The following is a 17213-nucleotide window of genomic DNA, read 5'->3' as shown; positions in this document are numbered from 1 at the left end:
GCCGGCACCGGACATCGGGACGGCACGAGGCGTCATGCTAGCACCGCGCGGCCGTCCTGGCCGCCCGGGCAAACCCGGCGGCCAGAAAATCGGGTGGCCGGAGACGCGCTACAGCCGCGGCGCGCGGCAGGCCGCGCCCCCGGCATTGGCCGACTCCGCCAGCCCGAACACGGCCCTGGCCCCGCACTGCGAGCCGAGCATGCGGCTCTGGTTGTGGCCCACGCCGATCACCTCGAACGCCTGGTGGCGCGCCGGCGCCGCCGGGCCGCCCGGCCTCGCGCCCAGCCAGGCTTCGTAGCGCAGGTAGCCACGCGCGCGCGCCAGGCGCGTCGGCCCCTCGGCCTCGGCGCCGCAGGCCTTGTCGAGCACGCGCTGGTTGGGATCGTTGTCGTCCGCGCCGACCAGGTAAGTCACCTGGCGCTGCCGGTAGCGGCGGAACAGCGCGTCGCCGGTGGCGCCCCGCGCGTAGGGCACGATGTCGCGCATGCCGTAGCGGTATTTGTCGTAGTCCGCGCAGACGGCGGCGTCATACGGCGCGAAGCCGCTGCCGCTCGGGCGCTCGGGCGTGAAATAGAGATACGACGACGGGTTGGCCACCACGTAGCGCAGGTCGATGCCGGACGCGCGGATGCGCTCGTCGACATTGTTGAGCACCGCGTAGCGGTGCACCAGCTGGCCGCCGCCCGAGTGCCCGGCCACCGTGACGCGCGTCACGGCGGGCAGGCGGGACTTGTCCGTGACCAGCCCGACGAGATCGTCCAGCACCTGCAGCGAACTGACCGGGACCGGCCCGCCGACGGCATTCTCGCCGCTCATCCAGCCCTGCACGCTCCACACCGGCATGTTGCCGAAGCCCTTGTTGCGGTCGGGCGTGCCGGGGAAGTTGGGCGCCAGCAGCAGCACTTCGTCGGGGTTGCGCCCGGTCTGCCTGAGCAGCGCCGCGCCGGCCACGAAATAATCGTCGCCGTTGCGCTGCAAGCCGTGCTGCACGAAGACGACCTCGCGGATGCGGCGCAGGTCGCCGTCCAGCGCATGGTTGGCGTAGACCGGGAAATCGTAGGCCCGCGCCCCGCTGCCGAGCCGCACGCGCTGCCAGCGCACGGCGGCCGCGGCGGCCTTGTCGACCGGGCCCTCGGTCTCTTCCGCGTCCGCGGCAGCGGACACCGCGGAGGCCGCGGTGGCGCCGTCCGGCCCGGGCGCGGCGCAGCCGAACTGGGCGGCGGCGGCCAGCAGGCCCAATGCGCACAGCGCGCGACGCAAGCTCTTCATGTCCTGTCTCCCGATGCAGCGGCGCACGGGCGCCCGCTTTCCGTCCTTGCGGACCTTTGTTCGCAAAAGCGCACCGGATCATGCTAAGCCGGCCGCTACCGAATGTAAAATATATGCTTTCTCGCTACGGCATATTTTATGAATATGTCATGGCGCAAGAACCACCGGACCCGGCAATGGAACTGAGACACCTCCGCTATTTCCTCACGGTGGCCGAAACCGGCCACATCACGCGCGCCGCGGAGCAGCTCGGCATCCAGCAGCCGCCGCTGTCGCAGCAGCTCAAGGCGCTGGAAACCGAGCTGGGCGTGATCCTGTTCGAGCGCCAGCCGCGCGGCGTGGCGCTGACCGCCGCCGGCCGCGCGCTGCGCGCCGACGTGCTCGACGTCTTCGCGCGCCTGGAGCAGGCCCGCCAGCGCATGCAGCGCATGGCGCGCGGCGAGGAAGGCTCGCTCTCGGTCGGCTTCACCAGCTCGGCCGCCGCCCACAAGCTCACGCCCGAGGTGCTGCGCGCCTGCCGCCGCCAGCACCCCGGCATCGCGCTCAAGCTGGGCGAGAGCAATGCCGCCGAAGTCACCGAGCAGCTGGCCTCGGGCAACCTGGACGTGGCGCTGCTGCGCGCGCCGGTGGAGCGGCCCGCCGGGCTGCGCTTCGATCTGCTGCTGGAAGAAGAAATGGTGATCGCGCTGCCGCTGGATCATCCGCTGCTGCGCCAGCGCGGCGCGGCGGCGCAGGGGCCGGTCTCGCTGCGCGCGCTGGCCGGCGACGATTTCATCCTGGTGCGCCGGCCCGGCGCGCCGGGCATGTACGGCGACCTGCTCAACGTGTGCGAGCAGCTCGGCTTCACGCCGCGCATCGGCGTGGAGGTCGAGCGCATGCTGAGCAACCTCAACCTGGTGGCGGCCGGTGCCGGCGTGAGCGTGGTGCCGGCCTCGATGGCCGGCCTCAACCCGCACGGCGTGGCCTACCTGCCGATGCAGGAAACCGACCGCCTGCGCGCCCCGCTCACGCTGGTCTACCGCGAGAACGACGACAATCCCGCCTGCGCCGCGCTGGTCGCGCTGACCCACCGCACCGCGGCGCGCTACCGCCGCCGCGGCAAGCCGGCCGCGGGCGCCGCCTGAAGCCCGCGGCGCGCGCCCGGCTCAGTACAGCAAGCCCAGCTCGAAACTGCCGGTGCCGGTGCCGGACAGCACCCCGCCGCTCACCGTGTACGCCCCGCTCACCGCGCCGGCCGCGCCGATCACGCCCAGCACCGGCTGGTTGTAGGTCAGCGTGCCGCTGGCGCTGCCGCGCGTGATGGCCAGGCCCGCGAGGTCGGCGTTGAGCTGCGTGCCGTCGCTCACGCTGACGCGGTAGGCGCCGTCCGCGGCGCCCGCGGCCAGCGGCAGCGTGGCCGGCTGCGGCGCGTAGAAGTGCATGCCGTAGGCCGTGGCCGAGCGCGTCAGCACCAGCGGCACCGGCTTGCCGTTGACCATGCCGCTGATCAGCGAGCCGCTCAGCGTGCCGCCGCCCGCGGTGGGCGAGCCGCCGACGAAGTAGTCGAAGGCATTGCGCGCGCTGTTCCAGGCGATATAGCCCTTGGTGGTCGCGGTGCAGCCCGCGTCGTAGGTGATGAAGCCGCCGGTGACGGGGTCCGCGCAGGTCTGCCACGTCGCCGCCGACGAGCGCAGCCGCGCCGAGCCGTTCACCACGCTGGCCGCGCCGCCCGCCACCGCGTACTGGATGCCGTTGACGTTGTAGATGTCGGCCACCGCCTTGTAGTCGCTGCTGACGTTCTCGAAGGCCAGCAGCGGCGCGAAGCCCGCGCCGGTGGCGTTGGCCACGCCGCCCAGCATCACGCCGCCGCCGGTCAGCGTGAACAAGGCCCCGTTCTCGCCGCTGGAGAAGGTGCAGCCGCCCTGCGCCACCAGCGTGCCGCTGCGCGCGGTGCCGCCGGCGCGCTGCAGGCTGGCGTCGATGGTCACGGTGTAGTTCAGCGTGGCCGGGTCCAGGCGCACCGTCAGTTCCTCGCCGAGCATGTTGCCGCCCTTGTAGCTGGTCACGGCCGCAGGCAGGTTCAGGCACGACTGCGGCGGCCCGCTGCTGCCGGCGCAACTGTAGTTGATGGCGGCGTCGAGACTGCCCGAGCCCTTGTACTTGGGCCACGAGGGGTACTGGCACAGCGGCCGCGCGCGGCCGTAGGTCTGCGCGTTGGTGTCCATCACCGTGCGGGTGCCCGGCGCCACGCCCTGCTCCACCCAGTTCTCCAGCGCGGTCAGCGAGTTCCACGCCGGCAGGAAGCTGCCGGTGCCGTGGCCCATGCCGGGCACGGTGTAGAAGCGGATGCCCTGGTCCACCGCGGCCTGCCCCACGCGCCCGGTCACGGCCTGGAACCACGCGATGGTGGAGTTGGGGCTGATCACCTCGTCGGCCAGGCCGTGCAGCAGGATCAGCCGGCCGCCGTGGCCGAGGAAGCCGGACAGGTCCGGGTTGGTGGCGTCGGTCAGCGCCGAGACCTGCTGCACGCGCGCGGTGTAGGCGCCCGGGCTGGCGGGGTCGAAGGTGAGCGAGTCGAAGCTGGCCACGCGCGTGACGAAATACTTCACCCACTGGTCGCCGGTCAGGTAGACGTTGGCGTCCGCCGTGGTGGCCGGATTGCCCGGCACCGCCCGCGTGCCGAGGTCGCGCGTGGTGAACGGCCCCGCCACCAGCGCGCCTTCGAGCAGGTTGTAGCCGCCCGCCACGGTGACGCCGTTGGCGATCGGGTAGCTCAGCTGCAGCGGGTTCTCGATGGTCTTGACGGTGTCGATCTGCGCATCGGACAGGCAGGTGTCGCCGGCATCGGTGCCGCCCGGGCAGCGCAGGCCGGCCAGCACCTGCATGGCGCCCACGCGGCAGCCTTCCACGTTGCTGACCACCTGGTCGGCCGCGCCGTCGAGCCGGTCGCAGGCGGCCATCGCCGCGCTCTGCACCAGCAGCGTCTTGTTGATGTTGAGCCAGCCGGCGCCGCCGTTGAGGTAGAGCGCGCGGCCCACCGCCACGTTCGACAGGCGCGTGCCGGTGTAGTTGAGCGCCGGCTCGTTGGCGATCACGCCGTCGTAGTCGGCCGGCCAGCGCTGGATGTAGCTCAGCGCGTCGCGCCCGCCGGTGGAGGTGCCGAGGAAATACGCGCGGTCCGGCGCGCGGCCGTAACGCTGCCTGAGCAGCGCGAGCGCGGCGTCGTGGGTCTTCTTGAGGGTGTCGCCGCCGTAGTTGGCCAGCGCCTCGTCATTGGCGGCGAAGGTGCCGTCGGTGATGCTGCCGCTCTGGTGGCCGGAATCGTCGCCCCAGGTGGCGTAGCCGCGCGCCAGCGGCGCCGGGTCGTCCGGCAGCGCGAAGCGCACGGTCTCGGTGCCGTCGATCAGCTTGCCGTCGAAGCCGCCGCCGCCGAACTGGATGGCCTTGCCGTTCCAGGCCGTGGGCAGGTTGAGCGCGAAGTTGATGCTGGGCGCGCTGGCGTCCACGGGCCGGATCTGGCCGCGCACCGCGCAGTACTCGCCCAGCGTGTTGCCGGCGGCATCGGCGGCGATCAGCGTGGCCGAGGCCACCTGCACGCCGCCATTGGGCAGCGCCAGCGCGGAAGCCGGCAGCGTGGCGCTGGCCAGCGCCGTGCAGGCATCCTGCGGCGACAGCGAGGGCGAGCCGGGATCCACCGGCGTGGCGGGCGAGCCGTTGCCCGCCGTGCCGCCCGGCACGGCCGGGCCGGCGCTGGCGCTGGCGGCGTCGTCCCCGCCGCAGCCGCCGAGCAGCAGGCTGGCCGACAGCGCGGCAGCCAATACCGGCCACGCCAATGCGCGGCCGCAACGAACGGTCTTCATCTTGTCTCCTCCTAGGCTCCCGGTTGAAATGGCCCGGGATGTGGAGCGAGACGGTAGCACCGCGCGGGGCGCAGGTAAAATATATGGAAAGTGGCATTTCCATATTCAGCGGATATGGAAATGCGGCGGGGCCTGGCTTTTCGCGGTCTCCGGGGCGAGAAACGGAGCCGACGGTTTTTCCGGCACGGCGGCATTCGCAAGCGCCCGCCCTCTCCCCGGCCCCTCTCCCCCCGGCCCCTCTCCCACTTCGCGGGAGAGGGGAGCAAACCCGCGGCTGACGAAGGTTTGCGGGGAATGCAGAGCGCCCCCGCGGGCAGCGGGTTTTCCGCTCAGTCGTCGCTGTTCGGCGGCAGCTCGGGAAACAGCACTTCGGTGAAGCCGAACCGCGTGAAGTCCTTCACCCGCATCGGGTACAGGATCCCCTGCAGGTGATCGCATTCGTGCTGCACCACGCGCGCGTGGAAATCCTCGGCCACGCGCTCGATGGGCGCGCCCATCATGTCGAAGCCGGTGTATTTCAGCCGCGTGAAGCGCGGCACCACGCCGCGCAGGCCGGGCACGGACAGGCAGCCTTCCCAGCCTTCTTCCTGCTCGTCGCCGAGCGGCGTCAGCACCGGGTTGATCAGCACCGTCTTGGGCACCGTCGGCGCGTCGGGATAGCGCGGGTTGCGGTCGAAGCCGAAGATCACCACCTGCAGGTCCACGCCGATCTGCGGCGCGGCGAGGCCGGCGCCGTTGGCATGGTCCATCGTGTCGAACATGTCGTCGATCAGCGTGCGCAGCTCGGGCGTGTTGAAGCGCGTGACGGGCCGCGCCACCTGCAGCAGCCGCGGATCGCCCATCTTGAGGATGTCGCGGATCATGATTGTTCTCCGTTGGGTTCTGCTTCGTTGGCGGCGCCGGCGAGCAGCGCCAGCATCGCGGCCTCGTCGAGCACCGTGACGCCGAGCGCGAGCGCTTTCTCCAGCTTGCTGCCGGCTTCGGCGCCGGCCACCACGTAATCGGTCTTCTTCGACACCGAGCCGGCCACCTTGGCGCCGGCGGCTTCCAGCTTGTCCTTGGCCTCGTCGCGCGACAGCGTCGGCAGCGAGCCGGTCAGCACGAAGGTCTTGCCGGCCAGCGGCGATTGCGCGACCTCGTCGGGCGCGGGCAGTTCGGCCAGCAGTTCGGCGCGCAGCGCCGAGAGATCGCGCAGCTGCCCGCGCGCGCCTTCGCGCCCGAGGAATTCCTGCAGCGAGGCCAGCGCGTCGGCCGGCAGCTTGCGCTCGGCCAGCCATTCGGCGCTGGCGTCGGCGAGCTGGTCCAGGCTGTCGAGGTCCTGCGCGAGCTGCTCGGCGCGCAGCGCCGTGAGCTTGGGCACGCCCAGCGCCGCCAGCAAGACCGGCAGCGCGAGCTTGTCGGCCAGCGCCGGCAGCGGGCGGCCGCCTTCGACCGGCACCACGCCGTAGCGCAGCAGGTCGTCGATGACCGTCTCGTTGCGCGGCTCCTTGAAGAATTCGTAGATCGACTCGGCCACCACCTCGCCCACGTCCGGCAGCACGCGCAGCAGCGGCAGCGGCGCGCGCCGCACCCAGGCCAGCCGGCCCAGCCAGTCGGCCAGGGTCTTGGCGGTGGACTCGCCGACGTGGCGCGCGCCGAGCGCGAACAGGAAGCGCGCCAGCGGCCGTTCCTTGCTGGCGGCGATGCCTTCGAGGATGTTGTCAGCCCACTTGGTGGCGATCTTGCCCTGCGCCACGGTCTCGGGCACCACGTCGTCGCGCTCGTCGGCCATGCGCTTGACGTCGAGGAAGTCGTCGCGCGTCAGGCGGTACAGGTCGGCCACGCTGGCGATGCGCTCGAACTCGACGAGGTTGTCGATGTGGCGCTCGCCCAGCCCTTCGATGTCCATCGCGCGGCGCGCGGCGAAATGCCGGATCGACTCCTTGCGCTGCGCCTTGCAGGTCAGCCCGCCGGTGCAGCGCGCCACCGCCTCGCCTTCCTCGCGCACCACGTGCGACTGGCACACCGGGCATTTGTCCGGCATGACGAAGCGGCGGTACGGCTCGGGCAGCTCCGCCGCGAGCGGATCGAATCCGGGCGGGCGCTGCTCCGCGACCACCGCCACCACTTCGGGAATCACGTCGCCGGCGCGCCGCACGATCACGGTGTCGCCGATCAGCACGCCCAGGCGCTCGATCTCGTCCTGGTTGTGCAGCGTGACGTTGGACACCATCGCGCCGCCGACGAACACCGGCGCCAGCCGCGCCACCGGCGTGATGGCGCCGGTGCGGCCGACCTGCACGTCGATGCCGAGCACGGTGGTGGTGCGCTCCTGCGCCGGGTACTTGTGCGCCACCGCCCAGCGCGGCTCGCGCGAGACGAAGCCGAGCCGGCGCTGCAGGTCGAGCCGGTTGACCTTGTAGACCACGCCGTCGATGTCGAACGGCAGGGCCTCGCGGCGCTCGCCGATCTCGCGGTGGAAGGCCACCAGCCCCTCGGCGCCCCGCACCACGCGGCGGTCCTTGTTGACCGGCAGGCCGAACGCTTCGAGCGCGTCGAGCATGCCGCTGTGCGTGGGCGGAATGTCCCAGCCCGCGGTCTCGCCCAGCCCGTAGGCGAAGAAGCGCAGCGGACGCTGCGCGGCGATGGCCGAATCGAGCTGGCGGATCGCACCGGCGGCGGTGTTGCGCGGGTTGACGAAGATCTTCTCGCCGGCCTCGCGCTGGCGCGCGTTGAGGCGGTCGAAATCGTCGCGGCGCATGTAGGCCTCGCCGCGCACCTCCAGCACCGGCGGCGCGTCGCCCTTGAGCCGCATCGGGATGCTCTTGATGGTCCTGACGTTGGCGGTGACGTCCTCGCCGTTGGTGCCGTCGCCGCGCGTGGCGGCCTGCACCAGCAGGCCGTTTTCGTAGCGCAGGCTCAGCGCGAGGCCGTCGAACTTGAGCTCGGCCATGTATTCCACCGGCGCGCCGTCCTCGCCCAGGCCGAGCTCGCGGCGCACGCGCGCGTCGAAGGCTTCGGCGCCGGTGCTCTCGGTGTCGGTCTCGGTGCGGATCGACAGCATCGGCACGACGTGGCGCACCGTGGTGAAGGCCGACAGCGCCTGGCCGCCTACGCGCTGGGTGGGCGAGTCGGGCGTCAGCAGCTCGGGATGCGCGGCCTCGATGGCCTGCAGCTCGCGGTACAGCGCGTCGTAGTCCGCATCGGGAATCGACGGTTCGTCGAGCACGTAATACCGGTAATTGTGGCGATCGATTTCCGCGCGCAGCCATGCGGCGCGCGCGGCGGGGGCATCGCCGGCGGGTGCGGGGGCTTGCGCCGCCGCACCGTCTTGCTTGGGACTCATATTGTGTTTCCGGACCCGCTGCCGATCAGCGGGCAAATATCACAGGCTGAACAGGCGCAGCGCCACCGGCGAGCCGGCCGGCATGCCGCGCGCGTCGAGCTTGTCGTAGAGCGCCTGCAACTGGCCGAAGATGGCGACGAAGGAGGCCTCGCTCAGCGGCCGCATGTTGTCGTCCACCAATTGTGCGCCCATGCGCTGCGCCAGGCTGTAGCCGTATTCGCACACGGTCTTGAACGGCTTGGTGGCCTGTGCCGCGGACGGCACGTCGAGCAGCAGCGTGATCTGGCGCCCGGCCTTGGCCGTGAGATCGTCGCGCAGGAAGTTGGTGTCGCCGAACTGCAGCGTGAACAGCGCGCGCTGCACGCCGTCCGCGCCCGCCTGGTAGCGCGTGAAGCGGGTGCCGTCGCGCGACAGCACCAGGCCGTCCTGGGTGGCCACGGTCTGCACGTAGGCGGCCGACCACGGCGCGCCGTCGGAAATCACGTTGACGCCGAGCTGCACGTCGCAGCCGGCGGCGAAGGCATCGAGCTCGCGGCCGTTGGCCACGGTCTCGCTCATGTCGGGCAGCTCGGCGGAGGCGTCGAGCGACTCGGCCAGCGCTTCCACCGCGTTGACGAACTCGGAGAATTCCAGCGCGTTGAGCGCGCCGCCGCGGTTGGCCAGTTGCACCGCCACCTGCAGGTCTTCGTACTGGTGGCCGGCGGTGACGGCTTCCCAGGCGTTGGCCTCGGCGCGCAGGCCTTCGAGGTGCACCTGCTTGGTCCCGGCGCGGCGCAGGCGGCCGGTCAGCGGCAGGATGCGGTCGCCGGACTGCTTGCGCTCCAGGTGCAGCGGCACGATGCAGTCGATCAGCGGATCGATCACGGCCGGCGCGGGCTGGCCTTCGGGCACCAGCGGCTCGGGCTGGAGCGGCGCGCGCGCGCTGCCGGCCTGTGCGCCGGCTTGCGCATGTGCCTCGGCATGGGCTTGCGCATGCGGTTCGGCGACGCCGGCATCTTCGGCATGCCCGGCCGATTGTTCCGCGTCCGCGGTCTCGCCCTGCACCTCGGCGACATGGGCGGCATGGGCGGCATCCGTGGCATCGGCCGGCTTGTGCCGGCCGGCCTTGCCGGCGGCAGGCGAGGCGGCCAGCGCGACTTCGTCCGCCAGGCTCTGGTCGGCGTCGGCGGAACCCGCCGAGGCGGCCGCCATGCCGGCGGCCACCGAGGCCGCGTCCAGCGGCGAGGCCGACAGCGTGGGCTCGCGCCGCTCGGGCTGGCGGTCGGCGGCCGGCTCGTGCAGCCTGGCGTGGACTTCGGGCGTCACCGCCGGGCTGACCACCGGCTCGCGCATCGGCGGCAGGTCGTCCTCGGGCTGCAGCGCGCGCGGGCGGCGCGCCTTGCGGATCTGCCACTGGTTGTAGGCCACGACCAGCAGCAGCAGGACGATGCCTGCGACGATGAGGGCGGTCTGTAGCGTCATGCTGCCTCCGCCATCGAGATCGCTGCGTCCATGTCGACCGCGACGATGCGCGACACGCCTTGTTCCTGCATCGTCACGCCGATCAACTGGTGTGCCATTTCCATTGCGATCTTGTTGTGGGAAATGAAGACAAACTGGGTCTTGTCGGACATGCGCGCCACCATGTTGGCGTAGCGCTCCGTGTTGGCGTCGTCCAGCGGCGCGTCCACCTCGTCGAGCAGGCAGAACGGCGCGGGGTTGAGCTGGAACATGGCGAACACCAGCGCGATCGCGGTGAGCGCCTTCTCGCCGCCCGAGAGCAGGTGGATGGTGGAGTTCTTCTTGCCCGGGGGCTGCGCCATCACCTGCACGCCGGCGTCGAGGATCTCGTCGCCGGTCATGATGAGCTTGGCCTGGCCGCCGCCGAACAGCGACGGGAACAGCTCGCCGAAGTGGTGGTTGACCTGGTCGAAGGTGCCTTGCAGCATGGCCCGCGTTTCCTGGTCGATCTTGTGGATCGCGTCTTCCAGCGTGGTGATGGCGTCGACCAGGTCGGCCGACTGCGCGTCGAGGAAGGTCTTGCGCTCGCGCGCCGCGGCCAGTTCGTCGAGCGCGGCCATGTTGACGGGCCCGAGCGCGTTGATGGCGTTGTTCAGGCGCGTGACCTCGCCTTGCAGGTAGGACGGCTTGAGGTCCGGCGTGAGCTTCTCGGCCAGCACGGCCTCGTCGACCTCGGCGGTGGTGAGCTGCTCGGTGAACTGCTCCTGGTTCAGGCGCGCGGCCTGTTCCTTGAGCTGGTATTCGGTGATGCGGTCGCGCAGCGGCTGCAGGCTGCGCTCGGCGGCCAGGCGCTGGTCGTCGAACTGGCGCAGTTGCGCCGACAGCGCGTCGAGCTCGGTGCGCGCGGCCTGGAGCTTCTCCTCCTTCTCGGCGCGGCGCTCCAGCGCTTCCTGCAGGCCGGTGTGGGCGGTCTGCTCGTTGATGGTCTCGAGTTCGGCGCGCGCGTCCTCGAGCGACTGCTCGAGCCGCTCGGACTGGTCGGCGGCGGTCTGGATGTTGCGGCGCAGCTCCTCGATGCGGCTGGCCAGGTTGCGCTCGGCGAACAGCGCTTCCTGCGCGGCGCGCTCGAAATCGCGCAACTGGTGGCGCGCCGACGACAGCTTGCTGTCGAGCGCCTCGAAGGCCATCTGGTGGTCTTCGTGGGTGGCCTGCATCTCGGCCAGCGCGGCGTCGTGCTGCTCGAAGCTGGCTTCGGATTCGGCGCGGATGGCGCGCTGCTCCTCGATCTGCGCGCGGATTTCTTCCAGTTCCTCGCGGATCTGGCCGCTGCGCGCGGCGTAGCGCTCCATCGCCTGCGACAGCTTGAGCACGTCCATCTGCAGCGCGTGCACGCGGCGCGTGGCCTGCTCGCTGCGGCTGCGCGCGTCGATCAGCAGCGCGCTGGCGTGCGTGTAGGCCGCGTCGGCACGCACCGACTGGCTCCTGGCCTCGTCGGACAGCAGCATCTGCGCGCGCGCCTGCTTCTGCAGGTTCTCGATCTCCTGCTCGCGCGCCAGCATGCCGGCCTGCTCGGAATCGGCGGCGTACAACTGCACCGCGTTGCGCCCCACCAGGTGCCCTTCGGCCACCACGAAGCTGGCGCCCTCGGGCAGCGTGGCGCGCGCGGCCATCGCCTGGGCCATGTCGGTGGCGGTGTAGATGTCGGCCAGCCAGTCCTGCATCACGGCGCGGATGCCGGGCTCGGTGATCTGCACCAGCGCCATCAGCGGGCGCAGGCCGGCCGGGGTGTCCTGCGGGCGCGCGGCCGGCGGCGGCGAATAGAAGGCCAGCTTGGCGGGCGGCGCGTCGGACAGGAAGGACTGGATCCAGTCCAGGTTGGAGACTTCGAGCGCGGCGAGCTTCTCGCGCAGCACGGATTCCAGCGCGTTTTCCCAGCCCGGCTCAATATGGAGCTTCTTCCACAGGCGCGGCAGCTCGGCCAGGCCGTGCTTTTCCAGCCACGGCTGCACCTTGCCTTCGGTCTGCACGCTTTCCTGCAACTGCTTGAGCGCGGACAGGCGCGCTTCCAGCGCGGCGATGGCGGCGGCCTCGCCCTGCACGCGCTCCTGCGCGGCGCGGCGCTCGCCGTCCAGGCGCGGCACGCTTTCCTCGGCGTCGGCCAGGATCGCCTGCGTTTCTTCCTGCACGGCTTCCTGCTCGGCCAGCTCGGCGCGCAGTTCTTCAAGACGGATTTCGTCGGGGCGGTCGAGGCCCTTTTCCTCGCCGGACAGGCGCTCGCGGCGCTGCTCGAGCTGCTGCAGCATCTGGTCGGCGCTGCGCTGCTGCGCGGCTTCGAGCTTGAGTGCCTGCTCGGCCTGCATGATGCTGGCGCGCTGCTCGTTGGACAGCGTCTGGGCGTCGCGCCACTGGGCTTCCAGCGTGGGCAGCTCGTCGGTCTTGTGCGCCACGGCTTCCTGCGCCTCCACCGTGCGGCCCTCGGCCACGGCGAGCTCTTCCTCGGCCCGCGCGAGGTCGTCGGTGGCCTGCTCGGACTTGCCCTGCCACTGCTCGCGCTGCGCGGTGAGCGCGGCGATCTGCGCCTGCACGCGGTTGCGCGACTCGACCACGTAGCGGATCTCGGCCTCGAGCTTGCTGACTTCGCCGTTGGCCTCGTACAACGCGCCCTGCGCGCTGTGCATATTGTCGGATGCCGCGTAATGCGCGGCGCGCATGGTTTCGAGCTCGGCCTCGACGTGGCGCAACTGCGCGGTCTGCGCCTCGAGGTCGATCTGGGCCTGCTCGATGGCGCGCTGGTGGCGTTCCTGCTCGGCCTGCGCCTCGCGCTTGCGCAGCAGCCACAGCAGGTGCTGCTTTTCCTCGCCGTCGGCCTGCAGGGTCTTGAAGCGCTGGGCCACCTCGGCCTGGCCTTCGAGCTTCTCGAGGTTGGCGCCGAGCTCGCGCAGGATGTCCTCGACGCGGGTCAGGTTCTCGCGGGTGTCGGACAGGCGGTTCTCGGTCTCGCGGCGGCGCTCCTTGTACTTGGACACGCCGGCGGCTTCCTCGAGGAAGATGCGCATGTCATCGGGCTTGGCCTCGATGATGCGCGAGATCATGCCCTGCCCGATGATGGCGTAGGCGCGCGGGCCCAGGCCGGTGCCCAGGAAGATGTCCTGGATGTCGCGCCGGCGCACCGCCTGGTTGTTGATGTAGTACGAGGAGGTGCCGTCGCGCGTGAGCACGCGCTTGACGGCGATCTCGGCGTACTGGCTCCATTGCCCGGCGGCGCGGCCGTCGGGATTGTCGAACACCAGCTCCACGCTGGCGCGCCCGGCCTGCTTGCGGGCGGTCGAGCCGTTGAAGATGACGTCCTGCATGGACTCGCCGCGCAGCTCGGAAGCGCGTGACTCGCCCAGCACCCAGCGCACTGCATCGATGATGTTCGATTTGCCGCAGCCGTTGGGACCGACGATGCCGACCAGCTGGCCGGGCACTTGAAAATTGGTGGGATCGACGAAGGACTTGAAGCCCGCCAGTTTGATCGAGGACAGTCGCACGGTTGGTCGTGGGGTATCTAGGGTATTGCAGCGTTCAGGGAGGCCGGGCCAGCGCAGAGGCGGGCGGCGCGGGCCGCATTGGGGCGCGCGCCGGGCTCTTGTGCCCGATAGTTGGCGCTAATCATACCATCGCCCCTTCCGCGCCCGGGCGCTTTCAGGGACCTTTCAGCGACCTTTCGGCGCCGCGGAAGAGGCCGTTTCCCCGGCGGCTTTGCACCCCTTCCGATTCACTTTGTGCGGTCCGCGCCCTACACTCAGAGCAGACATCGCGCGCCCGGCGCGGGCCGCCCGTGCGTGGCGGCAACGCACGGCGCGGAACCGGCGGGAAACTTCCGAGGGTTAGTGCTAGTCTCTCCCTTGTCAGCGTGATCCCTGATGCCCATTGCAGTCAGCCCACTAGTCAGCCCCCGTTGCAGTCAGCCCCATTGCAGTCAACCCCTGTCCGGCGGGCAGGTGACGCAGACGGCGTCTCCGGCCCAACGCGGAGCCCTGCTCCGCGCTTCTCCTGGGAGTGTTCAGCATGACCGCCTCTATTCCGGCGAACTCAGACGAAAGCGTGACCGGCCCCGCCGCCGGCGATGCAAGAAAACGGATGCCCTGGTCCATCGGCGAGATCGACTTCGCCGCCATCGACGTGGCGCGCGTGCGCCCGGACCGCGAACTGTTCTACCTGCTGGTGTCCGCCTCCTTCGTCGAGAGCGGCTCCGACACCTACGCCGGCAACCTCGCCACCTACTACGCCGCCAACCCGGAAGCCTCCGGCTGGCTGGCCGAGCACTGGGAAGCCGAGGAACTGCAGCACGGCCTGGCGCTGCGGCGCTATGTCGAGCACGTGTGGCCCGAATTCGACTGGGAGCGCGGCTACGCGCGCTTCTTCGAGGAATACCGCCACACCTGCTCGGTCGACAACTTCGAACCCTCCGAAGCGCTGGAGATGGCCGCGCGCTGCGTGGTCGAGACCGGCACCGCGGCGCTCTACCGCTCGCTCGAGCAGGCCAGCGACGAGCCCGTGCTGCGCGACCTGACGCGCCGCATCGCCAACGACGAGGTGCGCCACTACAAGCATTTCTACCGCTACTTCAACACCTTCAACGGCGTCGAGCGGCTCGGCCGCTGGCGCGTGCTGGGCGCGCTGGTGCGCCGCCTGCTGGAAATCAAGAACGAGGACGCGGAGATCGCGCTGCGCAACGTGCTGCGCATCGAGCGCGGCACCGAGGACATTCCGCAGAAGGACGTGCGCCGGCTCAATTCCCGCGTCAGCGCGGTGATCCGCCGCAACCTGCCGATCGAGATGACGGTGAAGATGCTGCTGCGCCCGCTGGACCTGCACGCCGGTGTCGAGCGCGCCATCCGCAAGCCGCTGGTGGCGCTGGTGTCGCGGGCCGTGCTGCACTGAACGCGGCCCGGCGCCCGCCCTATTGGAAACAGGGACAGATGCGGCGGGCAGGTTACGCATGAACGCGGAAAAGACCGCCGGCATGGCGGCCGGTCGATGACGGCAAAGGAAAAACGGCAGGGAAAATGCGGGAGGGAACGGGCCGCGGCCACTTGGGCGGGCCGGCCGGAAAAGCCCGCCAGGCCCGCGCCCCGCGCGCGGGAACGCCCGCCAATCCTCTATAATGTCCGGCTTTGAGCCTTGGCCCTGGCGGCCCGAACCCGACCGTGAACCCCCGACTCGACCTGCTCCAGCCCTACCCGTTCGAGAAACTGCGCGTGCTGGTGGCCAACGTGAAGCCGAACGCCGCGTTGCCCGCGATCAGTTTCGGTATCGGCGAACCCAAGCATCCCACGCCCGCGTTCATCAAGCAGGCGCTGGCGGACGCGCTCGGCGGGCTGGCGAATTATCCCACGACGGCCGGTTCCGACGCCCTGCGGCAGTGCATCGCCGCGTGGCTCCAGCGCCGCTACGGCCTGCCCGCGGTCAACCCGGCCACCGAGGTGCTGCCCGTGACCGGCTCGCGCGAGGCGCTGTTCGCGTTCGCCCAGACCGTGGTCGACGCCAGCCGCCCCGGCGCGCTGGTGCTGTGCCCGAACCCGTTCTACCAGATCTACGAAGGCGCGGCGCTGCTGGCCGGCGCCACCCCGGTGTTCGCCAACAGCGACCCGGCGCGCAACTTCGCCCCGGCCTTCGACCGCATTCCGGCCGAGACCTGGGCCCGCGTGCAACTGGTCTACGTGTGCTCGCCCGGCAACCCGACCGGCGCGGTGCTGTCGCTCGACGACTGGCGCGAGCTGTTCGCGCTGTCGGACCGCCACGGTTTCGTGATCGCCTCCGACGAGTGCTATTCGGAAATCTATTTCAAGGAAGGCGATCCGCCGCTGGGCGCGCTCGAAGCCGCGCGCAAGCTGGGCCGCGCCGAGGGCGCGCATCCGTTCGAGCGGCTGGTAATGTTCTCCAGCCTGTCCAAGCGCTCCAACGTGCCGGGCCTGCGCTCGGGCTTCGTGGCCGGCGACGCCGCCCTGCTGAAGAAATTCCTGCTATACCGTACCTATCACGGCGGCGCCATGAACCCGGCGGTGCAGGCCGCCAGCGTGGCGGCCTGGAACGACGAGGCCCACGTGCGCGACAACCGCGCCGCCTACGTGCGCAAGTTCGCCGAGGTCACGCCGATGCTGGCCGAGGTGCTGGACGTGGCCCTGCCCGACGCCGGCTTCTACCTGTGGGCCGACGTCTCGCGCACCGGCCTGAGCGACACCGAATTCGCCACCCGCCTGCTGGCCGAGCAGAACGTCACCGTGCTGCCCGGCAGCTACCTGGCGCGCGAGGCCGGCGGCGTCAATCCCGGCGCCAACCGCGTGCGCATGGCGCTGGTGGCCACGCCCGAGGAATGCCTGGAAGGCGCGCGCCGCATCGTCGCCTTCTGCCGCTCGCTCGGCTGAACGCCGCGCCCCCCGGATTTCACCGTAGACAACGATCAACCACTGAAAACACGCATATGACGCAAGCACTGCAAGCCCTGATCGACCAGGCATGGGAAGACCGCGCCAGCCTCTCGCCCAAGTCGGCTCCCAACGACATCCGCGAAGCCGTGGCCAACGTGATCGGCCAGCTCGACGCCGGCGCGCTGCGCGTGGCCGAGAAGCAAGGCCGCGACTGGGTCGTCAACCAGTGGATCAAGAAGGCCGTGCTGCTGTCGTTCCGCCTGGAAGACAACGCGCCGATGAGCGCCGGCGGCTTCGCCCAGTTCTACGACAAGGTGCCGACCAAGTTCGCCGGCTGGAGCGCCGACGACTTTGCCCGCGGCGGCTTCCGCGTGGTGCCCCCGGCCGTGGCCCGCCGCGGCTCGTTCATCGCCAGGAACGCGGTGCTGATGCCCTCCTACGTCAACATCGGCGCCTACGTCGACGAAGGCACGATGGTCGACACCTGGGCCACCGTCGGCTCGTGCGCGCAGATCGGCAAGAACGTCCACCTGTCCGGCGGCGTCGGCATCGGCGGCGTGCTCGAGCCGCTGCAGGCCAACCCGGTCATCATCGAGGACAACTGCTTCATCGGCGCGCGCTCGGAAGTGGTCGAGGGCGTCATCATCGAGGAGAATTCGGTGATCTCGATGGGCGTGTATCTCGGCCAGTCGACCAAGATCTACGACCGCGAAACCGGCGAGGTCCATTACGGCCGCGTGCCGGCGGGCTCGGTCGTGGTGGCCGGCAACCTGCCCTCCAAGGACGGCAAGTACAGCCTGTACTGCGCCGTGATCGTCAAGAAGGTGGACGCGCAGACCCGCGCCAAGACCAGCCTGAACGACCTGCTGCGCGGCGACTGATCGCGCCTTGCCCGGAGCGGGGGGGGGGGGGGGGGGGGGGGGG

Annotated in this window: 10 protein-coding genes; 4 read left to right on the top strand and 6 right to left on the bottom strand. The window is 70.7% G+C overall.

What is annotated here, in order from left to right:
* Positions 1 to 108: 108 nt before the first annotated feature.
* A complete protein-coding gene (locus tag AC3WXD_RS18095; protein WP_492324345.1) occupies positions 109 to 1269 on the bottom strand; it encodes a hypothetical protein in 1161 nt (386 codons plus the stop codon).
* A 176-nt stretch (positions 1270 to 1445) separates the two neighbouring features.
* Between AC3WXD_RS18095 and AC3WXD_RS18090 the strand changes: the two genes are divergently transcribed.
* On the top strand, positions 1446 to 2393 hold the full coding sequence (locus AC3WXD_RS18090; protein ID WP_492324344.1) for a LysR family transcriptional regulator: 948 nt from the start codon (positions 1446 to 1448) through the stop codon (positions 2391 to 2393).
* A 21-nt stretch (positions 2394 to 2414) separates the two neighbouring features.
* On the opposite strand, the gene AC3WXD_RS18085 is transcribed toward AC3WXD_RS18090, so the two are convergent.
* The 5 genes from AC3WXD_RS18085 to smc form a co-directional block, all read right to left on the bottom strand.
* Entirely contained in the window at positions 2415 to 5108 is a 2694-nt protein-coding gene (locus tag AC3WXD_RS18085; RefSeq protein WP_492324343.1) for a tannase/feruloyl esterase family alpha/beta hydrolase, read from the bottom strand.
* 329 nt (positions 5109 to 5437) lie between these two features.
* Positions 5438 to 5971, bottom strand: coding sequence for a peptide deformylase (gene def / locus AC3WXD_RS18080; protein ID WP_020204559.1), 534 nt, complete (start codon positions 5969 to 5971; stop codon positions 5438 to 5440).
* Positions 5968 to 8433, bottom strand: coding sequence for an NAD-dependent DNA ligase LigA (gene ligA, locus AC3WXD_RS18075; protein ID WP_492324342.1), 2466 nt, complete (start codon positions 8431 to 8433; stop codon positions 5968 to 5970). Before ligA ends, def begins: the two co-directional genes overlap by 4 nt.
* Positions 8434 to 8472: 39 nt before the next feature.
* Positions 8473 to 9894, bottom strand: coding sequence for a cell division protein ZipA C-terminal FtsZ-binding domain-containing protein (locus AC3WXD_RS18070; RefSeq protein WP_492324341.1), 1422 nt, complete (start codon positions 9892 to 9894; stop codon positions 8473 to 8475).
* Positions 9891 to 13406 carry a chromosome segregation protein SMC gene (smc, locus tag AC3WXD_RS18065; RefSeq protein WP_492324340.1) on the bottom strand — a complete coding sequence of 1172 codons (3516 nt, stop codon included), beginning with the start codon at positions 13404 to 13406 and terminating at the stop codon, positions 9891 to 9893. Before smc ends, AC3WXD_RS18070 begins: the two co-directional genes overlap by 4 nt.
* A 592-nt stretch (positions 13407 to 13998) precedes the next feature.
* Between smc and AC3WXD_RS18060 the strand changes: the two genes are divergently transcribed.
* From AC3WXD_RS18060 to dapD, 3 genes are all read left to right on the top strand, one after another.
* Positions 13999 to 14802 (top strand): ferritin-like domain-containing protein, encoded by an 804-nt coding sequence (locus AC3WXD_RS18060; protein WP_020204563.1) that lies wholly within the window; start codon positions 13999 to 14001, stop codon positions 14800 to 14802.
* 266 nt (positions 14803 to 15068) lie between these two features.
* A complete protein-coding gene (gene dapC, locus AC3WXD_RS18055; protein WP_492324339.1) occupies positions 15069 to 16286 on the top strand; it encodes a succinyldiaminopimelate transaminase in 1218 nt (405 codons plus the stop codon).
* A 56-nt stretch (positions 16287 to 16342) separates the two neighbouring features.
* Positions 16343 to 17170 carry a 2,3,4,5-tetrahydropyridine-2,6-dicarboxylate N-succinyltransferase gene (gene dapD / locus AC3WXD_RS18050; protein ID WP_020204565.1) on the top strand — a complete coding sequence of 276 codons (828 nt, stop codon included), beginning with the start codon at positions 16343 to 16345 and terminating at the stop codon, positions 17168 to 17170.
* Positions 17171 to 17213: the final 43 nt, after the last annotated feature.

This window comes from Cupriavidus sp. FW216-B1, from assembly GCF_058789195.1.
This window is presented reverse-complemented; position numbering and strand designations above follow the sequence as displayed.